The sequence below is a fragment of the Denitrobacterium sp. genome (assembly GCF_056180635.1).
In genome coordinates this window covers 1-13,548 of record NZ_JAZZJS010000068.1, presented here as the reverse complement: position 1 = coordinate 13,548, position 13,548 = coordinate 1, and the positions used below count along the sequence as shown (strand labels likewise).

Here is a 13,548-nt window from a genome sequence, read left to right as displayed (position 1 = left end):
CAACAAAAAAGCAGGTCCATTGCTGGACCTGCTGTATGTACACTGGCGGAGGAGGAGGGATTCGAACCCTCGTTACCCGGGTTACGGGTAAAACGGTTTTCGAGACCGCCGCATTCAACCACTCTGCCACCCCTCCGTGAGGTGCAATTGCGTATGGTATCAGTTTTGCGTGTCTGCGACAACGGGAGAAACAATCCGTACAGAAATTTGTCTGGGTAATTGTTCGGATGAGCGCGTGGCCCGTCGTCCCTGCCCCTTTCTTTTCCGGAAAAGGAAGGGGTGCGCGTGACGTTTTTATCGCATAATCCCAGTTGGAGAAGAGGCTCGAGCTGAAATCCGCGTGAGCCACCTATCGAAAAGTGCCTTTTCTGAAAAAAGGAAAGATTCGATGCCCCGATAATTTATCCCAAGCCCACCCGAAGAGCCTACCAGCGCTCCGCCATGCGAATGGGAGGGTGGCGGAGAGGGTTCGCTTCTATGCTGGTGATTGTCGTCTTGCCGGGGATGCCCGCAAGGTCACTGTGAACGCCAGCTAATGCGCTCAGCTTAGCTGAGTGCAAGTAAAGGCATGAACCAGCGCAGCGCATGAGCGATGGTTTCGCCCCGTCGAGGGGCGAAACCGAGCGAACAGCGGAGCGGGTGACCTGAAGGGCATCCCTGGCAGGACGGCGCGATCGGGAAATAAAAAAGCAGGTCCCTTTCGGAACCTGCATAATGTTCATGGCGGAGAGATGGGGATTCGAACCCCAGATACCCTTTTGGGGCATACACGATTTCCAATCGTGCTCCTTCGGCCAGCTCGGACATCTCTCCATAACCGAATGTGCTACTGCGAAAGCAGCGATAACGAAGTATACAGCATTGGAACGCGATACGGCAAATGCGTTTTTTGTCTTCGCCGTTTATTCAAAACCGCGTGTTTGAAATAACCTATACTACAAGCAAAGAGAACACCGGCGCGTACGCTGGGTGCCCGAAAGGAGAGGCTCCATGGCCGATAGAATCGTTGAAGATACGCTCGAGAACATTCCCGAAATCCCCGAGCGCCTGCAGGCTGTCCTTATCGCCTCGCTGAAGGAAGCTCGCGAGCGCCTGGAGTCGGGCCAGGACGTCGTTCCCTTCACCGCGCTTGCCGTGAAGGAGAACCTGTTCCTGGAGTCGCACCCTGCGGAAGATACGCAGCAGTGCTTCAACCTGGCGCGCCACACCGTGCAGAATGTGCGCGGCGCCGATGCGTACGCGTTCTGCTACGACGGCTACGTGGAAACCGACGATGGCACGAAGGACGCCCTCATTGCCGAGGGCGGCATTTCGGGCGAGCCCGAAGGCTATGCAATCGGCTACCTGTACGAAGAAGCCAAGGCCGAGGGCGAGTTTCCCAAGGTCACCTCGCGGCCGGTGTACATCGGGCCGGCGCCGAACTTCATGATGCTCACGCCCGATGTGCCCGAGCCCGCTGAAGGCGAAGCCGAAGAGGGTGCGCAGGATTCTGCGGAAGAGCCTGCGGAATAGCAAATCGCCTATGGTTAGCGGCTGGTTATCCGGCCGCTATTTTTATGCGACCCTGGTGCGACTTTTCTCGCATCGCATTGTTAGAGCGTCCGTGCATGCTGTAGGAAACCGTTCGGGTTACGGCTGCAGGTTTTGTGGAAGGCCCCACACGTGTGCTTGCGTGTGCAATATGCGTTTGTTAGTATGACAAAGCTATTCCTGCTTCGGGAAGAGAATGAATGCCCGAAGCCGTAAGTCCACAGGAGGAGGTGAGCTGATGAAGGCTTATGAATTGCTGTATTTCGTCGCTCCGTCGATCGACGAAGAAACCCGTACCAACGTTTCCACGCGTATCGCGAACACGATTGCCGAAGGCAACGGCGTGATCGATGAAACCGAGGAGTGGGGTAAGCGCAAGCTTGCGTACGAAATCGATGGTCTGAACGAGGGTGACTACACGCTCGTAAACTTCCATGCAGAACCCGAACACATTGCAGAGCTGAATCGCGTGCTGGGCATTACCGATGCCGTGAAGCGTTTCATGATCGTGTGCCGCGCCGACCGCGACTAAGCGTATTTGTTCGGAGAGGGTTCGCCCTCTAAGCAAGGATAGGAAGAGACTATGAGCATCAATCGAGTTGTTATCAGCGGCAATCTCACGCGCGACCCCGACCTTCGCCAGACCAGCAGTGGCATGGCGGTTCTGGGCTTCGGCGTGGCCGTGAACGATCGTCGCAAGAACCCGCAGACGGGCGAGTGGGAAGACTACCCCAACTTCGTCGACTGCACCATGTTCGGCTCGCGTGCCCAGAGCATTTCCGGTTTCCTGCACAAGGGAAGCAAGGTTTCCATCGAAGGCAAGCTTCGCTGGAGCCAGTGGGAACGCGATGGTCAGAAGCGCAGCAAACTCGAGGTCATCGTCGATGAAATCGAATTCATGACCCCGCGTGGCGACAACGGCGGCTATAACAATGGCGGCTACAACAACGGTGGTTATGCTGGTGGCAACAGCGGCTACAGTCAGCCTGCTGCAGCCCCCGCGCAGCCCCAGCCTGCGGTGGATGCTTCGGTCTACGATGAAGACATCCCGTTCTAGGGATCACGAAAGAGGTATGTAATGTCTGATTACGTGAAGCAGCCTCGTCGTAAGTACTGCCAGTTCTGCAAGGAAAACACTGAGTACATCGACTACAAAGATACCCAGATGCTGCGTAAATATGTAACCGACCGCGGTAAAATCAAGCCTCGTCGCGTCACGGGTGCCTGCACCCAGCATCAGCGCGACATCGCGAACGCCGTGAAGCGCGCCCGCGAAATGGCTCTCATGCCGTACGCCGTGCCGTCCATCAGCGGCCGTGGCGACCGCCGCAATCGCGGTTAGTTCGAAAGGATAGCCATGAAAGTTATTTTGCTTCAAGAGCTGAAGGGGAGGGGAGTCGAAGGCGACGTCATCGAAGTTGCCGACGGTTTCGCCAACAACTTCCTGCTCCCGCAGAAGGTGGCTGTCAGGGCCACGAAGGGTAACCTGAAGCAGCTGGAAATGCGCCGTCACAACATCGCCAAGCGCGAAGAGACCCGCACGGCTACCGCCAACCAGCTGAAGGAAACTCTCGACGGCACCACCGTCCAGATCGACGCTCGCGTGGGCGAAGAGGGCCAGCTCTTTGGTTCCGTCACCGCTCAGATGATCGCCGACGCGCTGAAGGATCAGCTGGGCGTGGAAATCGACCGTCGCCTGATCGACCTCAAGGTTCAGATCAAGACGGCTGGCGAGCACGAGGCTACGGTCTCCCTGCATCGCGACATCAAGGCCACGATCAAGATGATCGTTGGCGACCCCGAGGCCATCGCTGCCGCAGCTGCCGCAGCTGGCATCATCGAGGAAGCTCCCGAGCAGGAAGCTGCTGAAGAAGAGGCTGCCGAAGAGGCCGCTGAATAGTTCAGCCAAATTTCTTTTCCACTGTCTCGCGCGGTGGAAAATGTGGAAAACCCCCGAAGGCACAGGTAGTGCCAAGGGGGTTTTCATTTTGCCGTTGTGGAAAACACAGCACCGTGATTCGACCACAAAAATGCCACTTGAACAGCGGTTATATTGGAATGCAATCTGGTGTACTATGTCGGAGTTACACTGAGTAGAAGGAAATAGGGGAAGCGCATGCCCGAGTACAATGAACCCGCTCTTTCCAAGGGCGGATCGAAGGAAACTCCTCATAACATCGAGGCCGAACAGTCGGTTCTCGCTGCGTGCATGCTCAACCAGGAAGCTATCGACGAAGTCGCCTCAAAGCTCATCCCGGAAAACTTCTACCGTCCTTCCCATCAGATCATCTTCCGCAGTATGTGCGAGCTGCATGCGCGCAACCTGCCCATCGACCAAATTTCCCTGGCGGAAAATCTGCGTGCTGCCGGTCAGCTGGAAGCAGCCGGCGGCAAGTCGTATTTGGTCGACCTGGCCGACAACACGTTCGCTCTCACGAATTGGATCATGCACACCGATGTCGTGAAGCGCACCTCCATCCTGCGCGACCTCATTCGCGCCTCCGCGCAGATCACGGCGATGGCCTACGACGCCCCCGACGACCTGAACGAAGTGGTCGAGGGTGCGGAAAAGACGCTCTTCGGCGTAACCGAGCAGCGTGTCTCCTCGTCGTTCTCGCCCATCAACACCCTGCTCACCGAAGCGTTCGACGACATCACGAAGCTCGCCGAGCAGAAATCGCATATGGCTGGCGTTCCTACTGGCTTCACCGACGTCGACAACCTCTTCCACGGCTTCCGTGGCGGCGATCTCGTCATCCTCGCCGCGCGCCCTGGCGTTGGCAAGACGTCGTTCGCTCTGAACCTTGCAACGAACGCGGCGAAAGCCGGTTTCCCCACCACCTTCTTCTCGTTGGAAATGAGTGCGTCCCAGCTGGTGCAGCGTATTCTCTGCGCCGAAGCGCGCATCAGCCTCGAAAAGGTGCGCGGTGGCTTCTTGGGCGAATCCGATTGGCAGGCTCTGGCCGACGCCATCACGCGCCTCTCCAGCGTCGAGCTCTTCATCGACGACACGCCCTCGCTTTCCATTCTGGAAGCGCGCGCCAAGGCACGTCGCGAGCTCCGCAACAAGGAAAAGGGCCTCATCATCGTCGACTACCTGCAGCTCATGAACCCGCCGCAGGCGCGCAAAGACGGCAACCGCGCCGTCGAGGTTGGTGAAATCAGTCGTGGTCTGAAGGTTCTGGCCAAGGAAATGGACATGCCCGTAATCGCACTGTCGCAGCTTTCCCGTGCCGTCGAGCAGCGTGGCAAGAACAAGCGACCGATGCTTTCCGACCTTCGTGAATCGGGCTCCATCGAGCAGGACGCCGACATCGTTATGTTCATCGACCGAAGCATGGACGAAGTGGAAGCGGAATCCGATGAGCGCCCCGACCTGGGCACGGCCAACCTCATCGTGGCCAAGCACCGTAACGGCGCCACGCGCGACATCACGCTTTCCTGGTCCGCCGAGAACACTGCATTCGGCAACTTCATCGACGACAGTCGATTCGGGGGCATCTAATCGCGCTTGAGTGCGCTACACTCTGTCTATGAGCAAGCGCATTACATGGATCCATACCGCCGACCTTCACCTGGGCGCTCCCTTCCGGGGCCTGCGCGCCCTCTCGCCCGCATGGGCGGACCGCATGGTGGAGGCCATCCCCGAGGCGTTCGATCGCCTTATCGATCTAGCCATCGATAGGGAAGTCGACTTCATGGCCATCGCGGGTGACATCTTCGACGCCGCGCAGCCTTCGTATCGCGACGTCCTGCATTTCGCCGATGGCATGAAGAAGCTCTCCCAGGCGGGCATCCCCGTGTACTTCTGTACGGGCAATCACGATCCGTATACCAGCTGGCAGAACTCATACGTGAGCCTGCCCGATAACGTTCACATGTTCCCGGCGTCGCAGCCTGGCTTCTTCCTGTACGAGCGCAACGGCGAGCCCCTGTGCGTGCTTGGCGGGCGCGGCTACTACAATCAGACGGTTTCGTCCGACGAGAACCTCGCTGCGGGCATTACGAAGGCTGCAGCGGAAAGCGCGCTGGGCGTGCGTGCGCCATTTGGCGTAGGCGTGCTGCATACGGGGCTCCACCTCGACAACATCAAGGCCCCCACCGACCCGCACGAGCTGCGTGCGGCTGGGTTCGACTATTGGGCCCTGGGCCATATCCACCAACCGTATTTCGATACGCCCACCGACCCGCATCTGGTGTTTTCCGGGTGCATCCAGGGGCGCGACATCAAGGAAACGGGCCCGCGTGGCTGCTACGTGGTCACGCTCGAGGAAGATGCACCCAATCAGGCGGAATTCGTTCCCCTGGCCAGCGTGGTGTGGCAGAAGCTCACGGTGGATATCACCGAGTGCGCCACGCTCACCGATTGCCACGATGCCATCATGCGCGAGCTGTTCGTTGCGAACGGTCACGCGCAGTGCGAGGAAATGGTGGAACGCGTAACGCTGGTGGGAAAGACGCCGTTGCATGGCATCCTGCGCCATCCCGGCGTGGTCGACGACCTGCGCCAGCAGATCAACGACGCGTACCCTGCGTTTTTCTGCGACGCCCTCATCGACCGCACGCGCCAGCCCGTCGACCGCGAGGCGCTCGCGTCCGAGGGGCTGTTCCCTTCGGCGCTGCTCGCTCAGTCTGCGCGCATGGAAGTCGACCCGTGCAGTCAGGTCGATTATCTTCAGCGCGAGTTTCTGGCTCATAGCCTGCAGCTTCCATCGTCATGCGTGCGCAATATCGATCGCTTGATTCGCGAGGCCGAAGAAGAGGTTCTCGATTTGCTGGGAGGTCCCAACGATGACTAATCGGCTGGGCACTCATTTCCTGAAACGCGTCATCATGGACGCCTATGGTGCATTTGCGCGCCACGAGGTGGGGCCCTTCGAGCCTGGCCTGAACGTGGTGTATGGGCCGAACGAGTCGGGTAAGACCACGTTGGCCTCGGCCATTGGCGGAGTGCTGTTCGGCTGGCCCGATGCGCGCGCCAATCGCAACACGTATCGCCCCGCGCATTCCGAGCGCGCGGTGACGCTTGAGTTTGACGAGGTGGAAGGCGAAGGCGTCATCAGGTGCACGCGCGTGCGCAATGCCGAGGGCATCAAGCCCGACCCGCATCCGCATGTCATCGACGACATCGACGCCGAAACGTACGGCACGATCTTCTCGCTCGATTCCGACGAGCTCCGCAGCCTCGGGCATGTGGGCGATGTCACGTCGCGCCTGCTAACCGCCGGCGCGGGCACGGCATCGTCGCCTGCGGAAGCGGTGCGCGCGCTGAATACGTCCCTTTCCGATTGCTTCTCGCGTGCGGCTTCGAAGCCGCATTCCATCGCCAATATCCAGGCGCGTCTCGACGAGGTGCGCGAGCAGGTGAAGGAGGCTCAGGCGCAGGCTGCCCGCTACCGTCGCGAAGACGGCGAAATGGCCGAGCTTGCCAAGCGCAGGGTCGAATTGCAGCGCGCCGTGGTGCGCCTCAATCAGGAAATCGAGGCCATCACCGCTCAGCGAGAAACGCTTTTGCACTCGAAAGACCAGGTAGAACGCCTAACGGACGACCTTGAAGCGCTCGGTGAGCAGGAAGCTCAGCTCGAAGCGGAAGAGCGCGAGCTTGATCGGCGTCGTAACGAGCGCTACCTGCGCTTCGATGCCGTGGAGGAGCGCACGATGCGCGACTCGCTCGACGATATGGCCGAGGAACGCAATCGCCTGGAGCATAGCGTGGCGCTCGCGAAGCAGGATTACGCGCTTTCGGAGGCTGGCCACGAAGCGCTTCAGGAGGCTGACGACGTCAAGCGCATCCAGGATAGGGCCACGCGTCAGAAGCGCCTTCAGCTGGCTCTTTCCGCCGTGCTTCCCATTTTGTTTGCGGTGGCGGGAACGTACGTCTTCGTGCGCGGACGCCATATTGCCAGCCTGTCGATCACCACGCTCGGCATCCTTCTTGTGGTCTCGGCCGTCATCATGGCGCTCGCGGCCATCGTGATGCTCTTCCGCCCGAACCGCATGGAGGAAGACGTTGCCGCGCGCCTGCGCGATTCACAGCTTGTCATGCAGAAGGACAAGCGAAAGCTCCAGGTGAGCGAAGAGGCCTTGGAGGAGCATCGCCGCGAGGTGGAGGCGTATCTCGCCGATGCGGGAATGCAGCGCGCGAAGGGCAGCCTCCGTCGCGCTCGCGCCCTGCTCGATGAAACGGCGGAATTGCGTGCGCAAGCCACCGTGCTCGAGCAGCGCCGCCAGTCCATCGAATCCCAGCGCGCGTCGCTCGAACGGTCGCTCGAGCGTTGCAAGGCGGATAGCCACGAAGCGTATACCCAGCTGGGGCAGGAAGACGACGCGCCCCTTTCCGTAATCGAGGAGCGCCTGCGCCTGCGCACCGAGCAGCGCGACGCCCAGATTCGCACCATGGAAAGCGTGAATGCCCGTTACGGCGAGCTTTCGGCAACCCTGGGGCAGGCACGTCATGCCAAGTCGTTCGACGAGGCCAAGCTCGCGCAGAACATGCTGCGTACGCGCATGCAGGATGCGCTGGAAGACTACGCGCGCCTGCTTCTGGCGCGGCGCATGCTCGAGCAGGCCATCGCCTCATGGGAGGGCGACAGCCAGCCGGCGGTGTACCGCCAGGCCTCCGAACTGTTCTCGCTCATGACCGATGGGGCGTGGTCGCAGGTGCGCATCAGCAGCGAGGGCGCGCTGGAGGCGGTGCGCGCCAATGGCGAACCCTGCGCCATCGACGTGCTTTCGCTGGGCACGTGCCAGCAGCTTTACCTCAGCCTTCGCATCGCGCTCCTCATGACGGCGCGTAACGTGGGCGTAAACGTTCCCATCGTTGCGGACGACATTCTGGTGAACTTCGACGCCTCGCGCAGGAAGGGCGCCGCGCGTGCGTTGGCCCTCCTCGCCCAGCGCAGGCAGGTCATCGTTCTCACCTGTCATAGGGAAGTTGTAAGGCTTATGCAAGATGTGTCCGAGCGGGTTCATGTGGTCGACCTGTCATATATAATGGGCGATTGTGCATAGCGGGTTAGGCGCAGGGCGTTTTCAGCTCAAACGCAGGTGTTTGGGGCGCTCGCGATAACCTCCGCTTTTTCTTCTAAGGAAAGGAAGTACCATGCCCAGCACCGTGCTCGTCGGCGCCCAGTGGGGCGATGAAGGCAAGGGCAAAATCACCGACCTCATCTCGCGGGATTTCGATTACGTAGTCCGCTATCAGGGCGGTAACAATGCCGGTCATACGGTTATCCACGGCGACAAGAAGCTCGCGCTGCATCTCATCCCCTCGGGTGTCATGTACGAGGGCATCACGCCCGTCATCGGCAACGGCGTTGTGGTCGACCCGCGCGTGCTCGTCGATGAAATGGCGAAGCTCGAGGCTCAGGGCATCTCGTGCGAGAACCTGGTAATTTCCTGCGACGCGCATGTCATCATGCCGTATCACATCGACCTCGACGGCGCATCCGAAACGCGCCTGGGCAAGAACGAAATCGGCACCACCCGCCGCGGCATCGGCCCCTGCTACCAGGACAAGGCCGCGCGCACGGGCATCCGCATTCAGGACCTGCTCGACGAGCACATCTTCCGCCAGAAGCTGGAAACGGCCCTGGAGCTGAAGAACCAGATTCTCGAGAAGGTGTATGGTCTGGCCCCCTACACGGTCGACCAGATCTGCAACGAGTACCTTCCGTACGCCGACATCATCCGCCCGCATATGGCCGAAACCGCGCAGCTTCTGAACTCCGCGCTGGCCGAGGGCAAGAACATTCTCTTCGAGGGCGCTCAGGCGACGCTGCTCGACATCGACCATGGTACGTACCCGTTCGTCACCAGCTCCAGCTGCTGCGCGGGCGGCGCATGCATCGGCACGGGCGTTGGCCCGAAGGCCATCGACCGCGTCATCGGCATCTCCAAGGCGTACATCACGCGCGTGGGCAGCGGTCCGTTCCCCACGGAGCTCTTCGACGAAGATGGAGACGCCCTGTGCGAAATCGGCGGCGAATACGGTGTAACCACCGGTCGCAAGCGCCGCTGCGGTTGGTTCGACGCCGTTATCGCGCGTTACGCTGCCGACTGCAATAGCCTCACCGACATGGCGCTTACCAAGCTCGACGTGCTTTCCGCGTTCGACACCATCAAGGTGTGCGTGGGCTACGAAGCCGACGGCAAGCGCTACGATTACTTCCCGATGCAGCAGACGGCGCTCTATCCCGACCACGTGAAGCCCATCTACGAGGAGCTTCCCGGCTGGAAGGGCGAGGACATCACCGGCTGCCGCACGTTCGAGGAGCTGCCGGCCAACGCACAGGCGTACGTCACGTACCTCGAGGAAAAGGTCGGCGTGCCCATGAGCATCATCGCCGTCGGTCCCGACCGCGACCAGACGATTTTCCGCGGCTGGTATTCGTAAGACTGTAACGGCTTCGCCCCCCTAGGGAGCGAAGCCGTATGTTATGTTCACCTATCATCGTGAATGGAAGAAGGAGCTAACAACATGAACATCGTGGTACTGGGGTCCGGTGGACGTGAGCACGCCATTTGCTGGGCGCTGGCTCGTTCGCCGCGTTGCAGCACCCTGTATGCTGCTCCCGGCAATGGCGGTACGGCACAGGTTGCCGAAAACGTTTCCGGTCTCGACATTACCGACGGAAACGCCCTCACGGGTTTTTGCCGCGATCACGACATCGATATGGTGGTCATTGGCCCCGAGGCTCCTCTTGTGGCCGGCATGGCCGACGTGCTGCGCGAAGCGGGCGTGCTCGTGTTCGGTCCCAGCGCCCAGGGTGCCCAGCTCGAGGGCAGCAAGACGTACAGCAAGCGCTTCATGCAGGACAACAACATTCCCACGGCTGCATATGGCACCTTCACCGATGAAGCGTCTGCCGTGCAGTACGTGCGTGACATGGGCGCTCCCATCGTGGTGAAGGCCGACGGCCTGGCCGCAGGCAAGGGCGTTATCGTGGCGGGCGACGTCGAGACGGCCGTCGACGCGGTGCGCAGCTGCTTCACCGGCGCATTTGGCGAAGCTGGCAGCCGCGTGGTCGTCGAGGAATGCCTCACGGGCCCCGAGTGCTCGCTGCTCGCATTCGTTTCCGGCGGCAAGGCGTTCTGCATGGCCACCGCGCAAGATCATAAGCGTGCCTACGATGGCGACCTCGGTCCGAATACGGGCGGCATGGGCGTGTATTCTCCCGTGCCCATCGTCACCGATGAAGAGCTGGCTGCCATGACGAAGGTCATGGAAGAGGCTGCCGCTGCAACGGCGCGCGAGCCCTTCGAGCAGGATTACCGCGGCGTTTTGTACGGCGGTTTCATGCTCACGCCCGAAGGCCCGAAGGTGCTGGAATTCAACGCCCGCTTCGGCGACCCCGAAACGCAGGTCATCCTTCCTCGTCTGCAAGGCGACTTGGTGGACATCATGGAAGCCGTCGCAAAGGGCGAGCCCGAAAGCATCAAGCTTTCCTGGCGCGATGAATGGGCGGTTTGCGTCGTCCTGGCCAGCGAGGGCTATCCTGGCGCGTACGAGAAGGGCAAGGTCATCCTCGGCATCGACGAGGCCGAGCAGCTGCCCGATGTGACGGTGTTCCATGCGGGCACCGCATTCAACGCCGATGGCGAGCTCATCACCAACGGCGGCCGCGTCTTGAACGTTGTTGCACTTGGCAGCTCGTTCGAGGAGGCGCGCGAGCGCGCCTACGAAGCATGCGACCGCATCAACTTCGAAGGCAAGCAGCTGCGCACCGACATTGGCGCGAAGGCTGCCGCGGGGCGTGCTTCCTGGGACTAACAGCTCAATCAGGGGGGGGCAACGTAGGTAAGTACGGGGACGCGCAAGCGTCCCCTGTGTGTACAGAAGGATTTCGACAATGCTTGAAGAACGAATTCTCTCGCGCGTCGTTCGCGCGTTCATGGATGATTTCCTGAAGCTTTCCCCCTGCGAAGAGCGTGATATTCCGGGACCTCAGCCGGGGAAGCGCTACATGCTCTACATGCACGTGCCCTTCTGCGAGCGCCTGTGCCCGTATTGCTCGTTCAATCGCTTTCCCTTCGCGGAAGACCGCGCGAAGCCGTATTTCGAGAACCTGCGTACTGAAATGCGCATGCTCGCCGATAAGGGCTACGACTTCGACAGCGTGTACGTGGGCGGCGGCACGCCCACCATCATGATCGACGAGCTGTGCCGCACCATCGACCTCGCACGCGAGCTGTTCTCCATCCGCGAGGTTTCCAGCGAAACGAACCCGAACCACCTCATCCCCGAGTACCTGGAGAAACTGGAAGGCCGCGTGCAGCGTCTTTCGGTGGGCGTTCAGAGCTTCGATAACGGCCTGCTCAAGCAGATGGGTCGTTTGGAAAAGTACGGCACGAACGAGGAAATCTTCGAGCGCATCAAGGTGGCTTCGCCGTACTTCCAGTCGATGAACGTCGACATGATCTTCAACTTCCCGGCCCAGACCGAGGAGATGCTCCTTACCGACCTGGCATACGTTCTGGAAAGCGGTGCAACGCAGACGACGTTCTACCCGCTCATGGCGTCGCCTTCGGTCGAGCGTTCCCTGGCTGCTTCCGTGGGTGCGGTCGATTACAGCCGCGAAGCGCGTTTCTACGACATCATCTGGCGCGCCCTCACCGACGGTGGATTCGATATGTCGAGCGCCTGGACGTTCGACCGCTCTGCTGGCGATATGATCGACGAGTACGTGGTCGATTACGAGGAATACCCCGCGCTTGGAAGCGGCGGCATCACGTATCTGAACGGCCGCCTGTACGTGAACACGTTCAGCGTCACCGAGTACAACGAGGTCGTTCCTGCGGGCAAGCTGTCCGTGAAGGACATGCAGCAGTTCTCGCGTCGCAACCTCATGCGCTATCGCTTCATGATGCAGCTCTTTGGCCTGCGTCTCGACAAGAAGCAGTTCAAGGAAGACTTCGGCGTATCGGTTGAGCGTGGACTGCCCGCGGAAATGGCCTTCATGACGGCCGTTGGCGCGTTCGACGTGAACAACGAAAGCGAAATCACGCTTTCTCCCAAGGGCCGCTACCTGCTGGTGGCCATGATGCGCCAGTTCTTCATCGGCGTGAACAACCTGCGCGATCAGGCGCGTGCCAAGCTCACCGGTTTCGAGCACGATCTCATCTTCGGCGACGGCCAGGATTGCGCGGCGGCTCACGACGTCAAGCTGGAGATTCCAGCGAAGGCATAGCCTGCGTTCCCATACATCCTCTGCGGCGCGATGGAATCTCTATCGCGCCGCTTCTATTTGCGGCGGTATGAATTGTGCAGATTCCGTGATATTCTGAACACTATCGAGCAGGTGGGCTGAAAGGGGTAGGGATGGATGTTGTCGTCCTGTCGCGGTTCCAATTCGCATTCACCGTGGCATATCATTTCTTATTCGTGCCGTTATCCATTGGCCTGGGGCTCATCATGGCCCTCGCGCAAACGCGCGCGTACAAGTCGGGCGATGCCTCCGATGAAGCTACCGCGCGATTCTGGGTGAAGATCTTCACCACCACGTTCGCGGTTGGCGTGGCAACGGGTATCACGATGGAGTTCGCCTTCGGCACCAACTGGGCCGATTACTCGCGCTTCGTGGGCGACATATTCGGCGCCCCGCTGGCCGCCGAGGCGCTCTTCGCGTTCTTCCTGGAATCGGTGTTCCTCGGCGTGCTCCTGTTCGGGCGCGGCAAGGTGTCGCCCAAGTTCTACTGCGTATCGGCCTGGCTCGTGTGGTTCGGCTCGTGCCTCTCGGCGCTGTGGATCCTCATTGCGAACTCGTGGATGCAGACCCCCGCAGGCGCCGAGCTTGCGGCGGATGGCTCCAAGGCGGTGCTCACCGATTTCTTCGCCGCGGCGTTCAATCCAACGACGGGCCTGCGCTACTTCCATACGGTAACCGCCGCCCTGGTCATAGGCGGGCTCTGCGCCATCGCCGTGGCGGCCTACTACTACCTGAAGGGCACGAACGACGGCTTCGCGCGTAAGACCATGAAGACCGGCCTGGCCATCGCCATCGTCGCCACGTGCGCGCT

The 13,548-nt window shown here is 60.5% G+C and carries 12 protein-coding genes and 2 tRNA genes; 12 read left to right on the top strand and 2 right to left on the bottom strand.

Annotation, left to right across the window (positions count from 1 at the left end; genetic code table 11):
* Positions 1–43: 43 nt before the first annotated feature.
* Together AC04P6_RS06065 and AC04P6_RS06060 are read right to left on the bottom strand one after the other, a co-directional pair.
* Positions 44–136, bottom strand: a tRNA-Ser gene (locus AC04P6_RS06065).
* Between the two features lie 585 nt (positions 137–721).
* A tRNA-Ser gene (locus AC04P6_RS06060) sits at positions 722–813 on the bottom strand.
* A gap of 177 nt (positions 814–990) precedes the next feature.
* On the opposite strand from AC04P6_RS06060, the gene AC04P6_RS06055 reads away from it, so the two are divergent.
* From AC04P6_RS06055 to AC04P6_RS06000, 12 genes are all read left to right on the top strand, one after another.
* The gene (locus AC04P6_RS06055) at positions 991–1,512 is read left to right on the top strand and encodes a hypothetical protein (RefSeq protein WP_475565723.1); all 522 of its coding nucleotides are present in this window, start codon (positions 991–993) and stop codon (positions 1,510–1,512) included.
* A gap of 256 nt (positions 1,513–1,768) precedes the next feature.
* On the top strand, positions 1,769–2,062 hold the full coding sequence (gene rpsF / locus AC04P6_RS06050; protein WP_475565722.1) for a 30S ribosomal protein S6: 294 nt from the start codon (positions 1,769–1,771) through the stop codon (positions 2,060–2,062).
* A gap of 51 nt (positions 2,063–2,113) precedes the next feature.
* On the top strand, positions 2,114–2,587 hold the full coding sequence (locus tag AC04P6_RS06045) for a single-stranded DNA-binding protein (protein WP_475565721.1): 474 nt from the start codon (positions 2,114–2,116) through the stop codon (positions 2,585–2,587).
* Between the two features lie 21 nt (positions 2,588–2,608).
* Positions 2,609–2,872, top strand: a complete 264-nt coding sequence (rpsR, locus tag AC04P6_RS06040; protein ID WP_066660609.1) for a 30S ribosomal protein S18 — start codon at positions 2,609–2,611, stop codon at positions 2,870–2,872.
* A gap of 15 nt (positions 2,873–2,887) precedes the next feature.
* Complete coding sequence (gene rplI / locus AC04P6_RS06035) at positions 2,888–3,430, top strand: 50S ribosomal protein L9 (protein WP_475565720.1); 543 nt, start codon at positions 2,888–2,890, stop codon at positions 3,428–3,430.
* 216 nt (positions 3,431–3,646) lie between these two features.
* Positions 3,647–5,035 carry a replicative DNA helicase gene (dnaB, locus tag AC04P6_RS06030; protein WP_475565719.1) on the top strand — a complete coding sequence of 463 codons (1,389 nt, stop codon included), beginning with the start codon at positions 3,647–3,649 and terminating at the stop codon, positions 5,033–5,035.
* 28 nt (positions 5,036–5,063) lie between these two features.
* Positions 5,064–6,329, top strand: a complete 1,266-nt coding sequence (locus AC04P6_RS06025) for a metallophosphoesterase family protein (protein WP_475565718.1) — start codon at positions 5,064–5,066, stop codon at positions 6,327–6,329.
* Positions 6,322–8,541, top strand: a complete 2,220-nt coding sequence (locus AC04P6_RS06020; RefSeq protein ID WP_475565717.1) for an ATP-binding protein — start codon at positions 6,322–6,324, stop codon at positions 8,539–8,541. Before AC04P6_RS06025 ends, AC04P6_RS06020 begins: the two co-directional genes overlap by 8 nt.
* 91 nt (positions 8,542–8,632) lie before the next feature.
* Positions 8,633–9,925: an adenylosuccinate synthase gene (locus AC04P6_RS06015; RefSeq protein WP_475565716.1), complete on the top strand. Its 1,293-nt coding sequence runs from the start codon at positions 8,633–8,635 to the stop codon at positions 9,923–9,925.
* An 84-nt stretch (positions 9,926–10,009) separates the two neighbouring features.
* Complete coding sequence (gene purD / locus AC04P6_RS06010; protein WP_475565715.1) at positions 10,010–11,302, top strand: phosphoribosylamine--glycine ligase; 1,293 nt, start codon at positions 10,010–10,012, stop codon at positions 11,300–11,302.
* A 79-nt stretch (positions 11,303–11,381) separates the two neighbouring features.
* The gene (locus AC04P6_RS06005; RefSeq protein ID WP_475565714.1) at positions 11,382–12,719 is read left to right on the top strand and encodes a coproporphyrinogen III oxidase family protein; all 1,338 of its coding nucleotides are present in this window, start codon (positions 11,382–11,384) and stop codon (positions 12,717–12,719) included.
* A 131-nt stretch (positions 12,720–12,850) separates the two neighbouring features.
* The coding region (locus AC04P6_RS06000) for a cytochrome ubiquinol oxidase subunit I (protein WP_475565713.1) at positions 12,851–13,548 on the top strand (698 nt) is incomplete at its 3' end.